The 21503-nt window shown below is 70.9% G+C and carries 19 protein-coding genes; 11 read left to right on the top strand and 8 right to left on the bottom strand.

The features are described from left to right. The first annotated feature begins 3 nt into the window (after positions 1 to 3). From H343_RS0121735 to H343_RS34435, 4 genes are all read left to right on the top strand, one after another. Entirely contained in the window at positions 4 to 1671 is a 1668-nt protein-coding gene (locus tag H343_RS0121735; protein WP_037904652.1) for an NADH-quinone oxidoreductase subunit M, read from the top strand. A 5-nt stretch (positions 1672 to 1676) separates the two neighbouring features. Beyond that, on the top strand, positions 1677 to 3329 hold the full coding sequence (nuoN, locus tag H343_RS0121730) for an NADH-quinone oxidoreductase subunit NuoN (RefSeq protein ID WP_028432869.1): 1653 nt from the start codon (positions 1677 to 1679) through the stop codon (positions 3327 to 3329). A gap of 226 nt (positions 3330 to 3555) precedes the next feature. Further along, positions 3556 to 4368: a Scr1 family TA system antitoxin-like transcriptional regulator gene (locus H343_RS0121725; RefSeq protein WP_037904648.1), complete on the top strand. Its 813-nt coding sequence runs from the start codon at positions 3556 to 3558 to the stop codon at positions 4366 to 4368. After that, entirely contained in the window at positions 4365 to 4580 is a 216-nt protein-coding gene (locus tag H343_RS34435) for a DUF397 domain-containing protein (protein ID WP_078506003.1), read from the top strand. Before H343_RS0121725 ends, H343_RS34435 begins: the two co-directional genes overlap by 4 nt. A 70-nt stretch (positions 4581 to 4650) precedes the next feature. On the opposite strand, the gene H343_RS0121720 is transcribed toward H343_RS34435, so the two are convergent. Beyond that, the gene (locus H343_RS0121720; protein ID WP_037904647.1) at positions 4651 to 4968 is read right to left on the bottom strand and encodes a helix-turn-helix domain-containing protein; all 318 of its coding nucleotides are present in this window, start codon (positions 4966 to 4968) and stop codon (positions 4651 to 4653) included. 228 nt (positions 4969 to 5196) lie between these two features. On the opposite strand from H343_RS0121720, the gene H343_RS0121715 reads away from it, so the two are divergent. Next, complete coding sequence (locus H343_RS0121715; protein ID WP_028432866.1) at positions 5197 to 5748, top strand: hypothetical protein; 552 nt, start codon at positions 5197 to 5199, stop codon at positions 5746 to 5748. Between the two features lie 83 nt (positions 5749 to 5831). Here H343_RS0121715 and H343_RS0121710 read toward each other — a convergent pair whose 3' ends face one another. Then, positions 5832 to 6755 carry a fumarylacetoacetate hydrolase family protein gene (locus H343_RS0121710; protein ID WP_028432865.1) on the bottom strand — a complete coding sequence of 308 codons (924 nt, stop codon included), beginning with the start codon at positions 6753 to 6755 and terminating at the stop codon, positions 5832 to 5834. 310 nt (positions 6756 to 7065) lie between these two features. Between H343_RS0121710 and H343_RS0121705 the strand changes: the two genes are divergently transcribed. Together H343_RS0121705 and H343_RS0121700 are read left to right on the top strand one after the other, a co-directional pair. Then, positions 7066 to 8397, top strand: a complete 1332-nt coding sequence (locus tag H343_RS0121705) for an enolase C-terminal domain-like protein (protein ID WP_028432864.1) — start codon at positions 7066 to 7068, stop codon at positions 8395 to 8397. Next, entirely contained in the window at positions 8394 to 9179 is a 786-nt protein-coding gene (locus tag H343_RS0121700) for a FadR/GntR family transcriptional regulator (RefSeq protein WP_158679595.1), read from the top strand. Before H343_RS0121705 ends, H343_RS0121700 begins: the two co-directional genes overlap by 4 nt. 78 nt (positions 9180 to 9257) lie before the next feature. On the opposite strand, the gene fahA is transcribed toward H343_RS0121700, so the two are convergent. After that, positions 9258 to 10517, bottom strand: a complete 1260-nt coding sequence (gene fahA, locus H343_RS0121695) for a fumarylacetoacetase (protein ID WP_486587002.1) — start codon at positions 10515 to 10517, stop codon at positions 9258 to 9260. Positions 10518 to 10760: 243 nt separating this feature from the next. On the opposite strand from fahA, the gene H343_RS0121690 reads away from it, so the two are divergent. The 4 genes from H343_RS0121690 (at position 10761) to H343_RS0121675 (ending at position 15600) form a co-directional block, all read left to right on the top strand. Continuing rightward, the gene (locus H343_RS0121690) at positions 10761 to 11774 is read left to right on the top strand and encodes a polyprenyl synthetase family protein (RefSeq protein ID WP_028432861.1); all 1014 of its coding nucleotides are present in this window, start codon (positions 10761 to 10763) and stop codon (positions 11772 to 11774) included. Positions 11775 to 12106: 332 nt separating this feature from the next. Continuing rightward, complete coding sequence (locus tag H343_RS0121685) at positions 12107 to 13429, top strand: membrane protein (protein WP_028432860.1); 1323 nt, start codon at positions 12107 to 12109, stop codon at positions 13427 to 13429. A gap of 232 nt (positions 13430 to 13661) precedes the next feature. After that, positions 13662 to 14645, top strand: a complete 984-nt coding sequence (locus tag H343_RS0121680) for an ABC transporter ATP-binding protein (RefSeq protein ID WP_028432859.1) — start codon at positions 13662 to 13664, stop codon at positions 14643 to 14645. Then, positions 14635 to 15600 (top strand): ABC transporter permease, encoded by a 966-nt coding sequence (locus H343_RS0121675; RefSeq protein WP_078506001.1) that lies wholly within the window; start codon positions 14635 to 14637, stop codon positions 15598 to 15600. The genes H343_RS0121680 and H343_RS0121675 overlap by 11 nt, the downstream gene beginning before the upstream one ends. On the opposite strand, the gene rarD is transcribed toward H343_RS0121675, so the two are convergent. The 5 genes from rarD to H343_RS0121650 all read right to left on the bottom strand — a co-directional run. Then, complete coding sequence (gene rarD / locus H343_RS32050) at positions 15590 to 16639, bottom strand: EamA family transporter RarD (protein WP_037904645.1); 1050 nt, start codon at positions 16637 to 16639, stop codon at positions 15590 to 15592. The two genes, H343_RS0121675 and rarD, sit on opposite strands and share 11 nt — an antisense overlap. Before the next feature lie 263 nt (positions 16640 to 16902). After that, positions 16903 to 17961, bottom strand: coding sequence for a 2-oxoacid:ferredoxin oxidoreductase subunit beta (locus H343_RS0121665; protein ID WP_028432857.1), 1059 nt, complete (start codon positions 17959 to 17961; stop codon positions 16903 to 16905). Next, positions 17954 to 19924 (bottom strand): 2-oxoacid:acceptor oxidoreductase subunit alpha, encoded by a 1971-nt coding sequence (locus H343_RS0121660; protein ID WP_028432856.1) that lies wholly within the window; start codon positions 19922 to 19924, stop codon positions 17954 to 17956. Before H343_RS0121660 ends, H343_RS0121665 begins: the two co-directional genes overlap by 8 nt. 194 nt (positions 19925 to 20118) lie before the next feature. Then, complete coding sequence (locus H343_RS0121655) at positions 20119 to 20778, bottom strand: response regulator transcription factor (RefSeq protein ID WP_486587007.1); 660 nt, start codon at positions 20776 to 20778, stop codon at positions 20119 to 20121. Positions 20779 to 21037: 259 nt separating this feature from the next. After that, a partial coding sequence (locus H343_RS0121650) for an ATP-binding protein (protein ID WP_037904670.1) occupies positions 21038 to 21503 on the bottom strand: 466 nt, incomplete at its 5' end.

The raw sequence follows: 21503 nt of genomic DNA, 5'->3' as shown, positions 1-21503 counted from the left end.
GTCATGTCTGTAGCAAACGCGGGATTTCCCCTGCTGACGGTCACGGCCGCCCTGCCCGCGGTCGGCGCCATCGCCACCGCGGCCGTGCCCGCCGCGAAGAAGAGCGCGGCCAAGTGGCTCGCGCTGCTGGTCTCGACGGGCACGCTGGCGCTCGCCGTGGCGGTGCTGGTGCGTTTCGACCCGGGCGGCGACCGTTACCAGCTCACCGAATCGCACTCCTGGATCGCCGATTTCGGGGTGCGCTACGAACTGGGCGTGGACGGCATCGGTGCCGTACTGATCGCGCTCACGGCGCTGCTGATCCCCTTCATCATCGGCGCGGCCTGGCACGACGCCGACGAGCGGGAGCCCGGCCGCGCAAACAGCCGCTGGCGGCCCACCCAGGGCTTCTTCGCGCTGATGCTCGCCGTCGAGGCCATGGTGATCATGTCCTTCGCGGCGACCGACGTCTTCCTCTTCTACATCCTCTTCGAAGCCATGCTCATCCCGATGTACTTCCTCATCGGCGGCTTCGGGGACCGTGCACACGCGGCGGGCGAGGAGGAGGCCGCCAAGCAGCGTTCGTACGCGGCGGTGAAGTTCCTGCTCTACAACCTCGCCGGCGGTCTGATCATGCTGGCCGCCGTCGTGGGCCTCTTCGTCGTCACCTCGGACCAGCTGGGCGAGGGCACCTTCTCGCTCCAGCAGATCACCGAGGCCCGCGCGGAGGGCGCGTTCCAGATCGACACCGGCATCGAGCGGTGGCTCTTCCTCGGCTTCTTCTTCGCGTTCGCCGTGAAGGCGCCGCTGTGGCCGCTGCACACCTGGCTGCCCAACGCCATGGGGGAGTCGACCGCTCCGGTGGCCGTGCTGATCACCGCCGTCGTCGACAAGGTCGGCACGTTCGCCATGCTCCGCTTCTGCCTCGGCCTCTTCCCGGAGGCGAGTGCGTGGGCGACTCCGGTCGTGGTCGTACTGGCGCTGGTGAGCATCCTCTACGGTGCTCTGCTCGCCGTCGGACAGCGCGACATGAAGCGGCTGATCGCATACGCGTCGATCTCCCACTTCGGCTTCATCGTCCTGGGCATCTTCGCGATGACCAGCCAGGGGCAGAGCGGCGCGACGCTCTACATGGTCTTCCACGGCGTCTCCACGGCGGCGCTGATGCTGGTCGCGGGCTTCCTCATCAGCCGCCGCGGCTCGCGTCTGATCGCGGACTACGGCGGGGTGCAGAAGGTCGCCCCCGTGCTCGCCGGCACCTTCCTCGTCGGCGGCCTCGCGACGCTGTCGCTGCCGGGACTCGCGCCGTTCATCAGTGAGTTCCTGGTGCTGGTGGGCACGTTCAGCCGGTACCCGGTCGCGGGCATCGTGGCGACCACGGGCATCGTCCTCGCCGCCCTGTACGTCCTGCTGATGTACCAGCGGACGATGACCGGGCCGGTGGAGAAGCCGGAGGTGCGGGCAATGCCCGACCTGCGGCCGCGTGAACTGGCCGTGGTGGCGCCCCTGATCGCCCTGCTGATCTTCTTCGGGGTCTTCCCGAAGTCGCTCACCGACATCGTGAATCCCGCCGTCGAGCACACGATGTCGGACGTGCAGAAGAAGGACCCCAAGCCAGAGCATCCAGTCGCCGACCAGGGCTGGTTCGACTACAAGCCGGTGGACGGCCACGCCGGAGGTGACCACAAGTGAGTGCGGTGGCAACGGCAGGGGCTGTCCCCAGCCTGTGGACACTCGGGGCGGAGGAACTCCAGGCTCCGAGCATCGAGTACGGGCAGCTCTCCCCGACACTGATCGTGCTGGGGGCGGCCGTCGTCGGCATCCTCCTTGAGGCGTTCCTCCCCCGGAAGCTGCGCTACGGCGCGCAGCTGGTGCTCACGGCCCTCGGTCTGACCGCCGCGTTCGCCGCGGTGCTCGGCCTGGCCTTCTCCGGGCACGGTACGAGCAAGGCGGCCGTCGCGGGCATGGGAGCGATCGCCGTCGACGGTCCGACGCTCTTCCTGCAGGGCACCATCCTGCTGGTCGGGCTCGTCTCACTGTTCGTCTTCGCCGAGCGGCGGCTGGAACCCCGCGCGCACAAGGCGGCGGTGACCCACGTCGACTCCTTCGCGGCCCAGCCCGCGTCCGTACCCGGCGGTGAGGGCGAACGGGAAGCCACCAAGGCGGGCTGGACGACGACCGAGGTCTACCCGCTGCTGCTCTTCGCGGTCGGCGGCATGCTCATCTTCCCCGCCGCCAACGACCTGCTGACGCTCTTCATCGCGCTGGAGGTCTTCTCCCTCCCGCTGTACCTGCTGTGCGCGCTGGCACGCCGGCGCAGGCTCCTCTCGCAGGAGTCGGCGGTCAAGTACTTCCTGCTCGGCGCCTTCTCCTCCGCGTTCCTGCTCTTCGGCGCGGCACTGCTGTACGGCTACGCGGGCACCTTCAGCTACTCCGGTCTCGCCCGCGTCATCGGCAACGCCGACCAGCAGACGAACGCGGTGCTCGCCGAGACCACCAGCACCGACGCCCTCCTGCTCATCGGCGGGGCCATGGTCATCATGGGCCTGCTGTTCAAGGTCGGCGCCGTGCCGTTCCACATGTGGACCCCGGACGTCTACCAGGGCGCGCCCACCCCGGTCACCGGCTTCATGGCCGCGGCGACGAAGGTCGCCGCGTTCGGCGCCCTGCTTCGCCTGCTGTACGTGGTCCTGCCCGGCCTGCGCTGGGACTGGCGTCCGGTCATGTGGGGCGTCGCCATCCTCACCATGCTCGCGGGCGCGGTCGTGGCCCTCACGCAGACCGACATCAAGCGGCTGCTGGCCTACTCCTCCATCGCCCACGCGGGCTTCCTGCTGGCGGGCGTCATCGCCACCTCGCCGGACGGCATCTCCTCGGTGCTCTTCTACCTGGCCGCCTACTCCTTCGTCACGATGGGCGCCTTCGCGGTGGTCACGCTGGTGCGGGACGCGGGAGGTGAGGCGACGCACCTGTCCAAGTGGGCGGGCCTGGGGCGCCGTTCACCACTGCTGGCCGGTGCCTTCGCCATCTTCCTGCTGGCGTTCGCGGGCATCCCGATGACGTCCGGGTTCTCCGGCAAGTTCGCCGTCTTCAAGGCGGCCGCGGAGGGCGGCGCGGGTGCGCTGGTGGTCGTGGGTGTGATCGCCTCGGCCATCGCGGCGTTCTTCTACATCCGCGTCATCGTGCTGATGTTCTTCAGTGAGCCCAAGGCGGACGGACCCACGGTCGCCGTGCCCAGCGCGTGGACGACCTCGGCCATCGGCATCGGTGTACTGGTCACGCTCGTACTGGGCGTCGCACCGCAGTACTTCCTGGACCTGGCGAGCCAGGCGGGCGTCTTCGTCCGCTGACCCGCCCCGTCCCGCACGACCGGTCGACCGCTGCCCGGCACCCGTTGGAGGGTGCCGGGCAGCGGCGTGTCCGGGTTGCTCGGGGGCGCACGCGCGGTGGTGGGCGCCCAGAGGTGCGGGAGGTTCCGGTGGGCGGCGTACACGCTGGGTGACCGTCACTAGGCTCAGCTGTGACGGTTCGGACACGCACCGTCGTGCACGTGGCATCGCCAGCGGAGGTGGGGCAGTGGGGGAGCGGGACAAGTCCTCGGCGACCATGCGGATGTTCGGGAGCCAGTTGCGGCTGTGGCGCAAACGGGCGCGCTACAGCCGGGAGCAGTTCGCGCACGAGGCGGGGTACGCGGCGGAGACGGTCTCGTCGGTGGAGCAGGGCCGGCGCCCGCCGCCGCCTCAACTGGTCGACTCGGCGGAGTCGTTGTTCGAGGCGGGCGGCCTGCTGCGAGACGCGGCGAGCAGGATCGTGCGGGGCAGGTACCCGGACTGGTTCGAGGAGTACGCCCGGTACGAGGCGGAGGCTGCCTCGCTCGGCATCTACGCCACGCATGTGATTCCCGGACTCTTCCAGACGGAGACGTACGCGCGGGCGGTCTTCGCCAACGGACGTCCCCCTCTCGGGGATTCGGAGATCGATACCGGCGTGATGGCCCGCCTGGAGAGGCAGAGCCTGCTGGACCGGACACCGTCGCCGCTGGTCAGCGCGATTGTCGAGGAAGTCGTTCTCCATCGGTGCGTCGGAGGCCGCGAAGTGATGCGAGGACAGATCGAACGGCTGCTGGAACTGGCCGAACTTCGCCATCTCGACCTTCAAGTGATGCCGACAGACCGCGCCAACCACGCAGGGCTGGGCGGCCCGATGACCGTGGTCGAAACGCGAGAGCGAGATCGGATGGCCTACTTCGACGGGCCGAAGGGAGGTGTGCTGCTCTCGGACGTCAAGGACACTGGTGACCTGAACATGCGCTATGCGACGCTGCGTTCGCAGGCTCTTACCCCCGAGGACTCAGTGAGCCTGCTGACCCGGAGGTTGGGAGAGCTATGAGCGCTGCTGATGTAACGACCGGTTCTGAAGGACCGGAATGGTTCAAGTCCAGTTACAGCGGGCCCGACGGTGGGGAGTGCGTCGAGGTCGCCGCGCGTGTCGGCTCCGTGCGCGTACGGGACTCCAAGGACGTGACCCGGCCAGCGCTCGACGTTGCTCCCGGGGCGTGGTCGGTCTTCGTGGGGCGCCTCAACGGCGGCCCCGTCGCGTAACCGGGTCCAGGGCACCCACCGACTGCCCGGCACCCCGTGAAGGGGTGCCGGGCAGCGGCACGTCAGATGGTCAGAGCCGGACGGAAACGTTGCCGATGGTGGCCAGCATGGTCAACTCGCCGCCGATGGCGTCGAGATAGGCAGCCAGGGTCGCGGTGTCCAGACCTGCCTGACCGCGCTCGATCTGACTCACACGCCCCTGGGCCACGCCCATGGCATCGGCGACCTCGGTCTGAGAGAACCCCTGTGCCTTGCGGAGTGAGCTCAGTTCTTGGCCTCTCTCGGCGTCGCGCATCTGGCGTTTGATCTCATCGATCCGCTCCCGCTCCGCGGGGCCGAGGTCCGCGGTGAGGTCGGACAGGGTTCCGAGTTCGTCAGCGTGCCACATGATGCGTGCCCTCCCTTTCCAGAGGCTCCAGGCAGGCATACACCTTGCGTCAGTCGCGCCGACGGCCCTGAGACGCCACGCGGCAATGACGCGCGCCATCTGAAGTTTTGCGCCTCCACCACCTGTTGATACTGAAGCGAGTTCATGACCGGACCGCCGAGATCGGCCGACCTGCTAGTTTGACGTGAACCTGCAATCGGGCGGGGCACCGGAGACGAGGGAGTACACGTGCGCACGTCAGCGCGGAGGACGGGGGCGGTGGCCGTGTTCGCGGCTGCCGCGCTGCTGGTGAGCGGCTGCGGCAGCAGCGAGGAGCCGGGCGGCAAGGACGACAAGGGCGGCGGCAAGCCGGACGCCTCGGAGCCGGCCGACAAGCCGGCCACTCCCGAGGAGGACGAGCCCGCGGACGGCGGAGGGTCCGGGTCCGGGTCCGGCGAGGACTCCGAGGCGCCGTCCGACGGCAAGCCCGCCTCCCTGGAGGGCATCTGGAAGGCGAAGGGCAAGCAGTTCGTGCTGACCATCGCCGGGAACGCCGTGACCGTGCTGCGCGAGGAGAGCAACAACTGCACGGGCCGCGTCATGGACTCCGGCGGCAAGACGCTGGTGCTCAAGTGCCCCGGAGGCACCGGCGAGGACCGCACCAACGGCAAGGTCGGCGAGCTCAAGGCCAAGTCGATGAAGGTGAGTTGGAACGGCGGCGCCACGGACGTCTATGCCAAGGTCGCGGATTCCCCCGTGAAGCTTCCCGAGGACCCGGAGAAGCTCGTCCCGAAGGGCTGACCCCGCGAGGGAGCGGTCCCCGGGGCGCCCGAGCCGCCGCCCCGTGGGACCGTCCCGGCCGAGGACGCCGGCCAGCTCCGGTGTCAGCGCCGGTGCGCGCGCCGCGACAGCGGGTCGTCGACCGCCTCGACCAGCCAGTCCAGTTCGGCCTGGTCACCGAGGACGGGGTTGGTCAGCACGCCCACTCCGTCGATCGTGATCTCCACGGTGTCGCCGCCCCGCAGCGTGAAGTCCATCTCGGGGACGATGCCGGTACCCGTGCACAGCACGGCGCCGTCCGGGAACGGCTGGGCGTGCCAGAGGTGTTCGGCCAGGCCTTGCGGGGGCCTGTGGAACGCGGCCGTCGAGGTCTCGCCCTCGAAGGCGACGGCGCCGTCCCGGTGCACGACGAGGCTGATGCCCAGGGCGCCGGGATCGGCGACCTCCCAGGCGGGCACGATGCCCGGGGAGACGGCGGCGCTTCCGCCGTAGACCTTGGCCTGCGGGAGGTAGAGGGGGTTCTCGCCCTCGATGGTGCGGGAGCTGACGTCGTCGGCGACGACGTAACCCACGGTCTCCCCGCTCCTGTTGAGCACGAGCCCCAACTCGGGCTCGGGCACGTTCAGTTCGGAGTCGTCCCGGACGGCGATCGGTTCGCCGTCGGTGACCACCCGCCAGGGCAGGGCCTTGAAGAAGAGTTCGGGGCGCTCGGCGTCGTAGATGCGCTCGTAGACGGACTGCTCGGTGCTCTCCGCGACCCGCGCCTCCCGCGAGCGCTCGTAGGTGACTCCGGCCGCCCACAGCTCCATCAGGCCGTCCATCGGCGGGAGCAGCAGCACGTCCTTCTCGGCGTGGACGTGGGGTCCCTCCCCGGTCCGTGCGACCAGGGAGCGCAGCTCCTCGGAGCCGAGCCGCAGCAGGTCCGCGACGCGGGGAGCGCCGTCGAAGGCGCGGACCTCTCCGCTGCCGTCGGCGACCCCGGTACGGACGGTGCCGTCGCCGTCTGCGAAGCGCACGATGCGCGTCATCGCTACTCCTCTCTCTTCCTCTTCGCCGGGACGCCGGGACTTCGGGGACACCGGGGGACCGGGGCGAGTCAGACATCTGACCACTGGAACGTAACTTTCACGCTCACCACCGGGCAAGAGTCCGTGGCCTCCGTCTTCGCCTCGCCTTTCACCTCACCGTTCACTCACCGATGGTCGATGACCGGGTCCGGTGCCGGTCTGGCGATCGGTCGAGACATCTGACACCTTGAGCCGGGTACGCCCGTGGCTCCGCCGTCGCAGCCCTCTCGCACACGCAGCAGTCCTCTCGTACGTACAGGAGTGAGTGCCGATGACCGCCCGCATCGTCGACGTCGAGACGATCGACGTCCGCTTCCCGACCTCGCGCGCCCTCGACGGTTCCGACGCCATGAACGAGGCGCCCGACTACTCCGCCGCGTACGTCGTGCTGCACGTCGGCGGAGGCGGCAGCTCCGCGCCCGTCAGCGAGGGCCACGGCTTCACGTTCACCATCGGCCGCGGCAACGACCTGGCCACGCGGGCGGCACAGGCGATCGGCGAACGTGCGGTCGGCCTCGCCGTGGACGAGATCACCGCAGACCTGGGCGGCTTCTCCCGTCACCTCCTGGGTGACAGCCAGCTCCGCTGGCTCGGCCCGGACAAGGGCGCGATCCACCTGGGCGCAGCGGCCGTGATCAACGCAGGCTGGGACCTGGCGGCGAAGAGCGCGGGCAAGCCCGTGTGGAAGCTGCTCTGCGACTTCACCCCGCGCCAGATCGTCGACCTCGTCGACTGGCGCTACCTCAAGGACGCGCTCACCCCCGAAGCCGCCCTGGAGATGCTGGAGTCGCGGGTGCCGGGCCGCGCCGGACGCGAGGCGTACGTACGCGAGCACGGCTACCCCGCCTACACCACCAGTGCGGGGTGGCTCGGCTACGACGACGAGAAGCTGGCGCGGCTGTGCCGGGAGGCCGTCGAGCAGGGCTGGGACTCGGTCAAGCTGAAGGTGGGCGCGGACCTCGCCGACGACGTGCGCCGCTGCCGCATCGCACGCGAGATCATCGGCCCCTCCCGCCGGCTGATGATCGACGCCAACCAGACCCTCGGCGTCGCCGAGGCGGTCGAGTGGGCCGAGGCGCTGAGGGAGTTCGGTATCTGGTGGTTCGAGGAGCCCACCAGCCCGGACGACGTGCTCGGTCACGCGGCCATCGCACGCGGCATCGCCCCCACCCACGTCGCCACGGGTGAGCACGCGCACAACGCGGTGATGTTCAAGCAGTTCCTCCAGGCGGAGGCGATCGGCATCTGCCAGATCGACGCCTGCCGGCTGGGCGGCGTCAACGAGGCGGTCGCGGCGCTGCTGCTGGCCGCGGCGCACGGCGTGCCGGTGTGTCCGCACGCGGGCGGTGTCGGCCTGTGCGAGCTGGTGCAGCACCTGTCGGTCTTCGACTACGTGGCGGTCAGCGGGTCGATGGAGGACCGCGTCATCGAGTACGTCGACCATCTGCACGAGCACTTCCACGACCCGGTCCGCGTACGCGGCTCGCGCTATCTCGTGCCCGAGGCCCCCGGGTACAGCTCGCGGATACGGCGCGAGACGCTGGACGCACACCGCTACCCGGACGGTCCGGTGTGGAACGGCTCCGCACAGGAGGCCCGGTGAGCGGCGTCGCCCCCCGCTCCTCCGGCTCCGGTGGCGACGGCCCGGAGGGCGCCGGGCCCGGGGGCGAGCGCCCCGGTGGGGTCGGCAGCGTCGTCGACGTGGCCATCGGCCGGCTCAAGAAGCGCATCGAGACGGGTGAGTTCGCCCCCGGGCAGCGGCTGCCGTCGGAGGCGGTGCTCGCCCGTGAGCTGGAGCTGTCCCGCCCGTCGCTGCGCGAGGCCGTACGGGCGCTGGCGATGGCCGGCGTCCTGGACGTACGGCGCGGGGACGGCACCTTCGTCACCGATCTGCGGCCCGAACGGCTGCTGAGCGCGATCGGCAGCTTCCTCGACCTCGCACAGGACACCGGTCTGGACGAGATGCTGGAGTGCCGCAAGGTGCTGGAGCCCGGTGCGACGGCGCTCGCCGCGACCCGTATCGACGACGCCGCCCTCGACGGGCTGCTGGAGCGCATCGAACGGATGCGCACCCTGCAGGAGCCCGGCGAACTGGTCCGCGAGGACCTGGCGTTCCACGCCGTCATCGTCTCCTCGACGGGCAACCGGACGCTGGAGTCGCTGGTCTCGTCGGTGAGCGCGCGTACGGCCAGGGCACGCGTCTGGCGTGCCCTGGTCAAGTCGGACGTGCTGGCCTGGACGCACCAGCAGCACATGGACATCTACAGCGCGCTGCGTGACCGCGACAGCCTCGGCGCCTTCGCCGCGGCGAGCCGTCACGTCAGCGATGTGGAGCGGTGGGTGCGGGAGCGGCTGGACGCGGTACGCGAGGGTTCCGGCGGCTGACTACCGTCCCTGTCTCCCCCCGTCCCCGTGCCCCGCCTCCCCCAGCCCTTCCGCGCCCCGCCCCTCCGCGGCCCGCGGTCAGCGAGCCGGCCGGACGCGCCCGCTCACCTCGCCCATTCCGATGCGGCTGCCGCCCGGGCCCGGGGCCCACGCCGAGAGCGTCACCTCGTCCCCGTCCTCCAGGAAGGACCGGCTGCCGTCCGGCAGTTCGAGCGGCTCCCTGCCGCCCCAGGTCAGCTCCAGCAGGCATCCGCGCTGGGAGGGTTCCGGTCCGCTGACCGTGCCGGAGGCGTAGAGGTCGCCGGTGCGCAGCGAGGCGCCGTTGACCGTCATGTGGGCGAGCTGCTGGGCGGCCGTCCAGTACATCGCGGAGAAGGGCGGCTCGGCGACCGTGTGGCCGTTGACCGTCACGGTGATGCGCAGGTCGATGCCCCCGGGCTCGGGCTCGGCCGAGTCGTCCAGGTAGCCGAGCACCGGTACGTCGCGTACGGGCGGTGCCGTACGGGCGGCGTCCAGGGCGTCGAGCGGGGTGATCCACGCGGAGACGGACGTGGCGAAGGACTTGCCGAGGAAGGGGCCGAGCGGCACGTACTCCCACGCCTGGATGTCGCGCGAGGACCAGTCGTTGAGCAGCGTCACGCCGAAGACGTGGTCGCGGAAGGCGGAGAGGGGCACCGTGTCGCCGGGTGCCGAGGGGGTGCCCACAACGAACCCGACCTCGGCCTCGATGTCCAGCCGCCGCGACGGACCGAAGAGCGGTGTCTCCTCGTGCGGCGGCTTGCGCTGCCCCTTGGGGCGTACGACCGGGGTGCCGGAGACGACGACGGTCCCGGCGCGGCCGTGGTAGCCGATGGGCAGGTGCTTCCAGTTGGGGGTCAGCGCGGCGCCGTCCGGGCGGAAGATGCGGCCGACGTTGGTGGCGTGGTGCTCGCTGGCGTAGAAGTCGACGTAGTCGGCGACCTCGAACGGCAGGCGCATGACCACCTCCCCCAGCGGCAGCAGGAAGGACTCGGTGACGCTCCGGTGCTCCGGCAGGGTCAGCCAGTCACGCAGCTGGGCGCGTACGGCCTGCCAGGTGGGGCGGCCCGCGGCCATCAGCGGGTTGAGCAGCGGCTGTTGGAGCAGCGGGGCGTGGGGTGAGCCGAACGCTTCCGCGGCGGCGCCGGCGTCCAGTGCGAAGTCGCCGTGGCGGACCACGACGCGGGGCCGGTCCGGCTCGGCGGCGGTGGTGCAGACGCCGTACGGGAGGTTGTCCGGGCCGAAGGGGTCGCCCTCGGGCAGGTCGAGCGGGTTGACGTCGGTCACAGGTGCCTCGCCTTCGAGATCGTCGCCGGTCACGGGCGAGCTCAGGGTACGGGCAGTGCGCCCGCCCGGTCCTCGCCGCCCTGTGCGACCCGTGCCGCCGGGGTGTGCGGCATGGCTCTCAGCAGGGGTGGTACGCCGTATGCGGCATCGACGGGCGCCGACGGTGATCGCCGGGGGACCGGATACGCTGCCGGGTGATGGTGACGTCGAGAGACTGAAGACACCGAGCGCTCGAGTCGAGTGCGCATTCGTCGTACGCAGACAGGAGAACCCCTCGTGACCGTCGTCGGGCCCTTCGGACTGACCGTGCGGGACCAGGCACTCGAAGCCGAGGTCCAGGCAGGGTTGGCGGCTGTCGAAGAAGGTCTCTTCGAGGCCACGAAGAGCGACGTTCCGTTCATAACGGGCGCCGCGCAGCATTTGGTACGTGCCGGTGGAAAACGCTTCCGGCCCCTGCTGGTGATGCTCGGCGCACAGTTCGGTGATCCGCACGCACCCGGTGTGGTGCCCTCGGCCGTCGTGGTCGAGCTGACACATCTGGCGACGCTCTACCACGACGACGTGATGGACGAGGCGGACGTCCGGCGCGGAGTCCCCAGCGCCAACGTCAACTGGACCAACACCGTGGCGGTGCTGACCGGGGACTTCCTCTTCGCCCGCGCCTCCCACATCCTCGCCGACCTCGGGCCCGAGGCCGTCCGTATCCAGGCCGAGGCGTTCGAACGGCTCGTGACCGGGCAGATCATGGAGACCGCGGGGCCCGGTGAGAGCCACGACCCCGTACAGCACTACCTGGACGTGATCGCGGGCAAGACGGGCTCGCTGATCGCCGTCGCGGGCCGCTTCGGCACGCTGATGTCGGGGGCCGACGAGAGCGTCGTCTCGATCCTCACCCAGTACGGGGAGCGGGTGGGCACGGCGTTCCAACTGGCCGACGACGTACTCGACATCGCCAGCGACTCCCGCGAGTCCGGCAAGACCCCGGGCACCGACCTGCGCGAGGGCATCCCCACCCTTCCGGTGCTCCATCTGCGCGCGCGTGCCGCGTCCCCCGACGGCACTGCCGAGGACCGCGCCCTGCGTGACCTGCTCGACGGCGACCTCACCGACGACGCCCGTCACGCCGAGGCTCTGGCGGCGCTGAGGGCGCACCCGGCGCTGGAGCAGGCCCGGCGGGACACCGTCCGGTACGCGAACGAGGCGCGCGAGACGCTGAAGCCGCTGCCCGACTGCGGCGCGAAGGCGGCCCTTTCACAGCTCTGCGACGCCGTCGTCCACCGAGCCGGCTGACGCGCTCCGGGGCGAGCCCCGGGACGAGCCCCGGGAGAGGCACTCCGGCGGTCCGGGGCCTCCGAGCGCCACGCGGGCGCCGGAAGGACGAGCCGCGTCTCAGGGTTCTCACCCACCGGGGGCGGCGCCGCTCGGCGGACGTGCGCGGCCCATGCCTCCACCCGGAGGAGTACGCGCAGTTGGCTCCACCGGCTGACGCGAAAAGCTCACCGGTTTGGTGCCATTGATGCACCACCCCGCACCATCCCCGGGAATTCGGGGACAATGGCAGGGCAGGGGATGGACGAGTGCGACGTACAGAACCGCCACCGACCCGGAGGTAGGGCACCAACATGGCACAGATCCAACCGAGGACGCCCGGCAGGAAGGCAGCCAGGTACGGCATACCGGCCGTCGTCGCAGGAGTCGCCGCGGCGTCCGTCGGGCTCGTACCCGCGCTCGCCAGCTCAGGCGACCCTGATCTGCCGAAGATCTCCGCGCAGGAACTGGTGGAGAAGATGGCCGCGTCCGACACCCAGCACATGTCCGGGACGGTGAAGATCAACACCGATCTCGGACTTCCCCAGATGCCCGGCGCGGGCGGCTCCGGAGGCGAGAAGGGCGGCCTCTTCGGCGGCGGACGGCACGGCGAGGACCGTGGCGAGGGCGAACAGGAACGCGACGGCGGGAAGTCGGCGGTCTCACCCCAGGACAAGCTGATGGAGCTGGCCTCGGGCGAGCACACGCTGCGCGTCGCCGTCGACGGGCCCGACAAGCAGCGCGTCTCGGTCGTCGAGGACGCCGCCGAGTACAGCCTGATCCGCAACGGCGACGAGGCGTGGGCGTACGACAGCGCCCGGGACTCGGCGCTCCACATGACGGCCCCGAAGGGTGCCGCTTCCGGCCAGAAGGGCGAGCACGGCGGGAAGTTCGGCAAGGGGCCGCAGGACGTCACTCCGCAGAAGGCGGCCGAGCAGGCGCTCAAGGCCGCGGAGGACACCACCTCCGTGACCGTGGACGGTACGGCGAAGGTCGCCGGCCGGGACGCCTACCAGTTGCTGATCAAGCCGAAGGGCGCACCGCACTCGACGGTCGACTCCATGCGGATCGCCGTCGACGCGGAGAACGGCACACCCCTGAAGTTCACGCTCGACCCGAAGAGCGGCGGCAAGCCGGCCGTCGATGTGGCCTACACCAAGGTCGACTTCGGCAAGCCGTCGGCCGGCACCTTCAACTTCAAGCCGCCGAAGGGCACCGACGTCACCGAGGAGAAGCCGGACGGCAAGGGCCACGGGGAGCACTTCGGGAAGGGCTCCGGCAAGGGCTCCGAGAAGTCCGCACCGCACAAGGGCGAACGGCCCGACATGTCCGGGCTGAACACGCTCGGCGAGGGCTGGGGCACGGTCGCGGAGATCAAGGGGCCCAAGGGCCTCGGCGGGATGCCCGGCATGTCCGGTGGCGGGTCCGGGAAGGGCGAGGCCGGTGAGGGGGCTCGTTCGCCGCAGGCGAAGGAGCTGCTGAACAGCTTCACCGAGGAGGCCGAAGGCGACTTCGGCACCGGCCGGATCGTGAGCACCCGGCTGGTCAACGCCCTGATGACGGAGGACGGCACGGTCTACGTAGGGGCGGTGACGAAGGAGGGCCTGATCAAGGCCGCCGACGCCGCCGCGAAGTGACCGTCCCCGACGAGTGCGTCCGTCCCCACCGCCCGGCCGGGTGGTGGGGACACCACGTGAGGGGCGGTGTGCGCACCGCTCCGCAGGTCACGGGTCGCGGCGCGACCCCGCCGGGCAGCCCCCCGGTCCCGTCCGTCGTCCGCCCGACCGCCGCCCGACTGCCCCCGCCGCCCGCCCGACCCACTGTCCGCCCGAACCACTGCCCATCCGGCCGACCGATCGCGGGAGCGCCATGGTTCAGCCGTCAGCCTCAGCCGTCATCGAGACGCGCGGGCTCAGCAAGCGCTACCGGGGCGGGCAACTCGCCGTCGACGGCCTCGATCTGGACGTACCACGCGGCAGCGTCTTCGGATTCCTCGGCCCCAACGGGTCGGGGAAGACCACCACGATCCGCATGCTGCTCGGCCTCATCGACGCGACGGAGGGCAGCGTCCGCCTGCTGGGCGAACCGATGCCGCACGCGGGCCGGCGCGTGCTGCCACGGGTGGGCGCGCTCATCGAGGGCCCTGCGCTCTACGGCTTTCTCTCCGGACGCGGCAACCTCCACCGCTACGACGCCGCCGACCCGTCCGCCGACTCCCGCACCCGCCGGGCGCGGGTGGAGGTGGCGCTGGAGCGCGTCGGGCTCTCCGGTGCGGCGGGCAAGAAGGCCAAGGCGTACTCGCTGGGCATGAAGCAGCGGCTCGGCATCGCCGCCGCACTGCTCCAGCCACGTGAACTCCTGGTCCTGGACGAGCCGACCAACGGCCTCGACCCGCAGGGCATGCGCGAAATCCGCTCCCTGGTGCGGACGTTGGCACAGGACGGCACCACCGTCTTTCTCTCCTCCCACCTCCTGGACGAGATCGAGCAGGTCTGCTCGCACACGGCGGTGATGAACCGGGGCAGACTCGTCACACAGGGCACCGTCGCCGAGATGTCCGCCGGTGCGCGAGGACGTCTGACGGTCACCACCCCGGACGGTCCGGATGCGGTCCGCGTACTGAAGGAGCACGGCGTGACCGACCTGGCGGTCGACGACGACGCCGGCGGGCAGGTCGTCACGGGAGAGCTGAGCGCGGTGCAGGGCCCGAGTGGGGCGGAGCCGCCGGATCTCGCCGCCCTCAACGCCGCGCTCGTGCGCTCGGGCGTCCGAGTGCGGGCGTTCGGCGTCACCAAGGTCTCGCTGGAGGACGTCTTCGTCTCACTCACCGGGGAGGGATTCGATGTCGGCTGACCTCGCCGGACGGGACGAGCGTCCTGGACGGGACGAGCGTCCTGGACGGGACGGACGTCACGTCCGGGATGCCTCCGCCGTGCCCGCCGCGCCTCCAGCCGCTTCCGGCGGGCGCCCGGGTGTGCTCGGGCTCGCCCTCCTCCGCAGCGAACTGCTCACCACCTTCCGCCGGTGGCGCACGCTCGCGCTGCTGGGCGTACTCGCCGTGATCCCGGTGCTGGTCGGCATCGCGGTCAGGATCGAGACGGGGGACGGCGGTTCGGCGGGCGGGGACGGCGGCGGTGGACCCGCCTTCGTCTCCCAGATCACCAACAACGGCCTCTTCCTCGTCTTCGCCTCCCTCGCGGCCACCCTGCCCTTCTTCCTGCCGATGACGGTGGGTGTCATCGCGGGTGACTCCGTCGCGGGCGAGGCCGGTGCGGGCACGCTGCGCTATCTGCTGGTCGCCCCGGCTGGACGCACGCGGCTGCTGCTGGTGAAGTTCGCCGGTGCCATGGTCTTCTGCGTCGTCGCCACCCTCGTCGTCGCCGTGTCCGCACTGGCCACGGGGGCGCTGCTCTTCCCGCTGGGCGACGTCACGCTGCTCTCGGGCACCCAGGTCCCCTTCTCCGAGGGGCTGCTGCGCGCGTTCGCGATCGCTCTCGCGGTGGCGGCGTCACTGATGGGACTGGCGGCTCTCGGGTTGTTCGTCTCGACCCTGACCAACAGCGGGATCGCCGCCATGGCCACCACGGTGGGGCTGCTGCTGATGGTGCAGATCGTGGACACGATCCCGCAGCTGCACCCCGTGCACCCCTACCTGTTCACGCACTACTGGCTCAGCTTCGCCGACCTGCTCCGCGACCCCGTCTACTGGGACGAGCTGCTGAAGAACCTCGGTCTCCAGGGGCTCTACACGGCTGTGTTCGGCTCCGCGGCCTGGGCGCGTTTCACGGCGCGCGACATCACGGCTTAGCGGCGGCGTCGCTGGGGCCGGTACGCCCGGACTCCGCGCCTGCGGCCTCCGCGTGCCCGGAGGCCGCAGGCGCGGACTCCGGGCACGCGGGCCCCGTACGTTCCGCCGGCTCGTGTGCCGCCGCCTCGCGGGCGGCCCGGCGCAGCTCCTCGCGGCCCCGGCGCCGGGTGCGCAGCGCGTCCCAGGTGAGGACGGTCAGGGCGGTCCAGACGAGGATGAAGCCCGCCCAGCGCTCCGGAGGCATCTCCTCGTGGAAGGCGAGCAGCCCGAGCAGGAACATCAGGGCGGGAGCCAGATACTGCAGCAGTCCGATCGTGGACAGCGGCAGCCGTACCGCCGCGCTGCCGAAGAAGATCAGCGGTACGGCGGTGACCAGGCCGGCGAGGGCCAGCAGCAGGGCGTGGCCCACACCGTCCGAGGTGAAGCTGCCCTCGCTGTTGAGGCCGAGGTAGATCAGGAAGCCCAGCGCGGGCAGGAACTGCACGGCGCTCTCCGCGCTGAAACCGTCGACGCCGTCCAGCAGGACGCGCTTCTTGATCAGCCCATATGTGGCGAAGCTCAGGGCGAGGGTGATCGACAGCCACGGCACCTGGCCGTAGGCGACGCCGAGCACCGCCACCGCGCTCGCCCCGATGCCGACGGCGACCCACTGTGCGGGGCGCAGCCGCTCGCGGAGCAGCAGGACGCCGAAGGCGATGGAGACCAGCGGGTTGATGAAGTAGCCGAGGGACGACTCCAGGACGCGGCCCACGCTGACCGACCAGATGAACAGGCCCCAGTTGAGGGAGATCGCCGTGGCGGCGAGGGCGACGAGGGCGAGCCGCTTCGGCTGCCGCAGCAGCGGGCGTATCCAGGACCAGCGGCGCAGCACGACGAGCAGCAGCAGGGCCGTGGGCAGGGACCACACCATGCGGTGGGCGAGGACCTCGGCGGCGCCCGTGGACTTCAGCAGATGCCAGTAGAGCGGGAGGACGCCCCACAGGCCGTAGGCGGCGAATCCGTAGAGCAGGCCGGTGCGGTGAGTACTTCGATCTGCCACGGGCTGGCCCCTCCTCGCTCTTCGTCCGGTCGACGGTAGCGCCGCCGGAAGGCGGCTGTCATCTGCGTTTCACATGACGGTACTGACGGGGCAGAGGGCGCAGGGCACAGGGCAGGGGCCAGGGTCAGGTGTCCGGGCCCGCGGGGCCGTACGTCCGGCGTCCGTCCCGCCTGCGGCCGCGGCGGTGGCTGCCCGGCACCCGCACGAAGGGGCCCGCCGGAGCGAGTGCACGACTCCTCCGGCGGGCCCCCGCCGCGCTGCTGTCAGCCGTCGACCGTCCAGGTGTCGGCGCCGGACAGGAGCGCGCCGAGGTCGCCCTTGCCCTGGTTCTCCATGGCGGCTTCGAGCTGGTTGGCCATGTCCGTGTCGTAGACGGGCCGTTCGACGTCCCGGAGTACTCCGATGGGGGTGTGGTGCAGCGTGTCCGGGTCGGCGATCCGGGAGAGGGCGAACGCGGTCGCGGGCGAGGCCGCGTGGGCGTCGTGGACCAGGACTCCGTCGGTGCCCTCCTCGGTGACGTCGACGATCCGCAGCTCACCGTCCCGGCCGCGGACGACGCCCTTGGAGCCCAGCCCGTCCTCGCCCGGCGTGCCGAAGCGGATCGGCTCGCCGTGTTCCAGGCGGATGACGGCTTCCTGCGCCAGCTGCTTGTCCTTGAGGACCTCGAAGGCGCCGTCGTTGAAGATGTTGCAGTTCTGGTAGATCTCCACCAGCGCGGTGCCGGGGTGGTCGGCGGCGGCCTGGAGCGTGCCGGTGAGGTGCTTGCGGTCGGAGTCGACCGTACGGGCGACGAAGGTGGCCTCGGCTCCCAGCGCGAGGGAGACCGGGTTGAAGGGGGAGTCCAGGGAGCCCATCGGCGTGGACTTGGTGATCTTCCCGGCCTCCGAGGTGGGGCTGTACTGCCCCTTGGTGAGGCCGTAGATGCGGTTGTTGAAGAGCAGGATCTTCAGGTTCACGTTGCGGCGCAGCGCGTGGATGAGGTGGTTGCCTCCGATGGACAGCGCGTCGCCGTCGCCCGTGACGACCCACACCGACAGGTCGCGCCGGGTGGTGGCCAGGCCCGTCGCGATGGCGGGCGCGCGGCCGTGGATGGAGTGCATCCCGTAGGTGTTCATGTAGTACGGGAAGCGGGAGGAGCAGCCGATGCCCGAGACGAAGACGATGTTCTCCCGGGCCAGGCCGAGCTGCGGCATGAAGCCCTGGACCGCGGCGAGCACCGCGTAGTCGCCGCAGCCGGGGCACCAGCGCACTTCCTGGTCGGACTTGAAGTCCTTCATGCTCTGGGCCGCTTCGGCCTTCGGCACCAGGGAGAGCTCAGTCATTCAGGGCCTCCGTCAATGCGGTCGCGAGCTGTTCGGCCTTGAAGGGCATGCCGTTGACCTGGGTGTAGGAGCGGGCGTCGATGAGGTACTTGGCGCGGATGAGCGTGGCCAGCTGGCCCAGGTTCATCTCGGGTACTACCACCTTCTCGTAACGCCGCAGCACTTCCCCGAGATTCCCCGGGAGGGGGTTGAGGTGGCGCAGGTGTGCCTGGGCGATCCGCCGGCCGCTCCGGCGCAGCCGCCGTACGGCAGCCGTCACCGGCCCGTACGTCGAACCCCAGCCCAGCACCAGCACATCGGCGCTGCCGCCCGGGTCGTCCGCCTCGATGTCGGGCACGTCGACTCCGTCGACCTTCGCCTGGCGCGTACGCACCATGAGGTCGTGGTTGGCCGGGTCGTAGGAGATGTTGCCGGTGCCGTCCTGCTTCTCGATGCCGCCGACGCGGTGTTCCAGGCCGGGTGTGCCGGGGACGGCCCACGGGCGGGCAAGGGTGTGCGGGTCGCGCTTGTAGGGCCAGAAGACCTCGGTGCCGTCGCCCAGCGTGTGGTTGGGCTCCCGCGCGAAGTGCACCCGCAGATCCGGCAGATCGTCCACGTCCGGTACGCGCCACGGCTCGGAGCCGTTGGCGAGGTAGCCGTCCGAGAGCAGGAAGACGGGGGTGCGGTACGTCAGCGCGATACGGGCGGCCTCCATGGCCGCGTCGAAGCAGTCGGCCGGGGTGGACGGGGCGACGATCGGCACCGGCGCCTCGCCGTTGCGTCCGTACATCGCCTGGAGCAGGTCGGCCTGCTCGGTCTTGGTCGGCAGGCCGGTGGAGGGGCCGCCGCGCTGGATGTCGACGACCAGCAGCGGCAGCTCCAGGGAGACGGCGAGTCCGATGGTCTCCGACTTCAGGGCCACACCCGGGCCCGAGGTGGTCGTCACGCCCAGCGCGCCGCCGAAGGCCGCTCCCAGCGCGGCGCCGATGCCGGCGATCTCGTCCTCGGCCTGGAAGGTGCGCACCCCGAAGTTCTTGTGCCGGGACAGCTCGTGCAGCACGTCCGAGGCGGGGGTGATGGGGTACGAGCCCAGGAAGAGCGGCAGCTCGGACTGCTGGGAGGCGGCGATCAGCCCGTAGGACAGGGCGAGGTTGCCGGAGATGTTGCGGTAGGTGCCGGGAGGGAAGGCCGTGGTGGCGGGAGCCACCTCGTAGGAGACCGCGAAGTCCTCGGTGGTCTCGCCGAAGTTCCAGCCGGCCCGGAATGCGGCGATGTTCGCCTGGGCCACCTGCGGCTTCTTGGCGAACTTCGTGCGCAGGAAGTGCTCGGTCGCCTCGGTGGGGCGGTGGTACATCCACGACAGCAGGCCGAGCGCGAACATGTTCTTCGAGCGGCCCGCGTCCTTGCGGCCGACCTCGAACTCCTTCAGCGCCTCCACGGTCAGCGTGGTCAGCGGCACCCGGTGCACGCTGTAGCCGTCGAGCGAACCGTCGTCGAGGGGGCTGTTCTCGTAGCCGACCTTGGCCATGGCCCGCTTGGTGAACTCGTCCGTGTTGACGATGATCTCGGCGCCTCGCGGCACGTCCTCGATGTTCGCCTTCAGAGCCGCCGGGTTCATCGCGACGAGTACGTTCGGGGCGTCCCCCGGGGTGAGGATGTCGTGGTCGGCGAAGTGGAGCTGGAAGGAGGAGACGCCCGGGAGTGTCCCCGCGGGTGCGCGGATCTCGGCCGGGAAGTTCGGCAGCGTCGAGAGGTCGTTGCCGAAGGAGGCCGTCTCGGAGGTGAAGCGGTCGCCGGTCAGCTGCATGCCGTCGCCGGAGTCGCCGGCGAACCGGATGATGACCCGGTCCAGGCGCCGCACCTCCTTGGCGCCCGCTTCGGTCTTGACGTCACCATTCGCCCCTTCGGCCCCGTCCGTCCCGCCGGTTACGGGCTCGTCGGTGCCTGGGCGCTGCCCGGCCGGGCTGTTGACCTGATTGGTCACGGTGGATCGGACCTCCTCGCGGCGGCGTAGTCGCCTGCCATCGTACGTCGGTAAGGGTTACCTTCCCTGTACCGGTCACATGGCGGACTCGTTCCTGAGACGCGGGGACGCCGGCGGGGCCCGTGTGCCGCGCCTCCCCTCGCAGACCGCTTCCGGTCCTGTTCAGGCGGCCCGTGGAACCCCGTCGGAGACGGCTACGAGTTGAGGTACGTCAGCACCGCCAGCACCCGGCGGTGATCCGCGTCACTCTGCGACAGGCCCAGTTTGAGGAAGATGTTGCTCACATGCTTCTCGACGGCGCCGTGACTGACCACGAGCTGCCGGGCGACCGCCGAGTTCGTCCGCCCCTCGGCCATCAGGCCCAGCACTTCCCGCTCCCTCGGGGTCAGTCCCGCCAGCACGTCCTGCTTGCGGCTGCGGCCCAGCAGCTGGGCGACCACCTCCGGGTCGAGCGCCGTGCCGCCCTCCGCCACCCGGACGACCGCGTCGACGAACTCGCGCACCTCCGCCACGCGGTCCTTGAGCAGATAGCCCACGCCGGTGCTGGAACCGGCCAGCAGCTCCGTGGCGTACTGCTCCTCGACGTACTGCGACAGCACCAGCACGCCGAGACCGGGGTGCGCCCGGCGCAGCGCGACGGCCGCCCGCACGCCCTCGTCCGTGTGCGTCGGCGGCATCCGGACGTCGGCGACCACCACGTCAGGGGCGCGGTCGGTGCCGGCCAGCCCGGCGACCGTCCTGACCAGGGCGTCGCCGTCACCCACCCCGGCGACCACCTCGTGCCCCCGGTCGGTCAGCAGCCGGGTCAGGCCCTCCCGGAGCAGAACCGAGTCCTCGGCGATGACCACCCGCACGCTGCCCTCCACGACCTTCCCGTTCCGCCCGTTCGGCCCGTTCCATACGTCCCGTACGTCCTGCCCGTCCCGCACGATTCCCCGGCCCCCCGGCTCGCTCCCTGTAAGACGCGTTCCGACGCGCTCAGCATTCCAGAATCCGGGACCGGCGGCCCCTGCTTCGGGCCCCGGCTTCCGGCCCCTGCCCCGGGGACGTGGCTCCGGGGCGCGGGGCAGCGGCACGCCGGGCGCGGTGCCGGGGCTCGCCGCGCCCGTACGGTCAGACCCGCCAGGGGAGTTCGGCGGTGATGGTGGTGGGGCCGCCGGTGGGGGAGTCGAGGACGAGGAGGCCGTCGACGGCGTCGAGGCGTTCGGCGAGTCCGGCGAGTCCGCTGCCGTGGGTTGTGGTGTGTGCTCCTCCGCGGCCGTTGTCGGTGACTTGGAGGAGGAGGCGGTCGCCGGTTCTCCAGACGTCGATGCGGGCGGTGTGGGCGCGGGAGTGTTTGCTGATGTTCTGGAGGAGTTCGGAGACGGTGAAGTAGGTGATGCCTTCGATGGCTTGGGCGGGGCGTCGGTCGAGGTCGACGGTGACGGTGACGTGGGCGGTGCAGCGTGCGGCGAGTGCGGACAGGGCGGGGCCGAGTCCGCGGTCGGTGAGGATGGCGGGGTGGATGCCTCGGGCGAGGTCGCGTAGTTCCTGGAGGGCGAGTTTCACTTCGCCGTGGGCTTCGCCGACCATTCTGGCG

The sequence above is a fragment of the Streptomyces sp. TAA204 genome, assembly GCF_000424965.1.
Note: the sequence above shows the minus strand (reverse complement) of the source record. Positions and strands in the feature narration are given on the sequence as shown.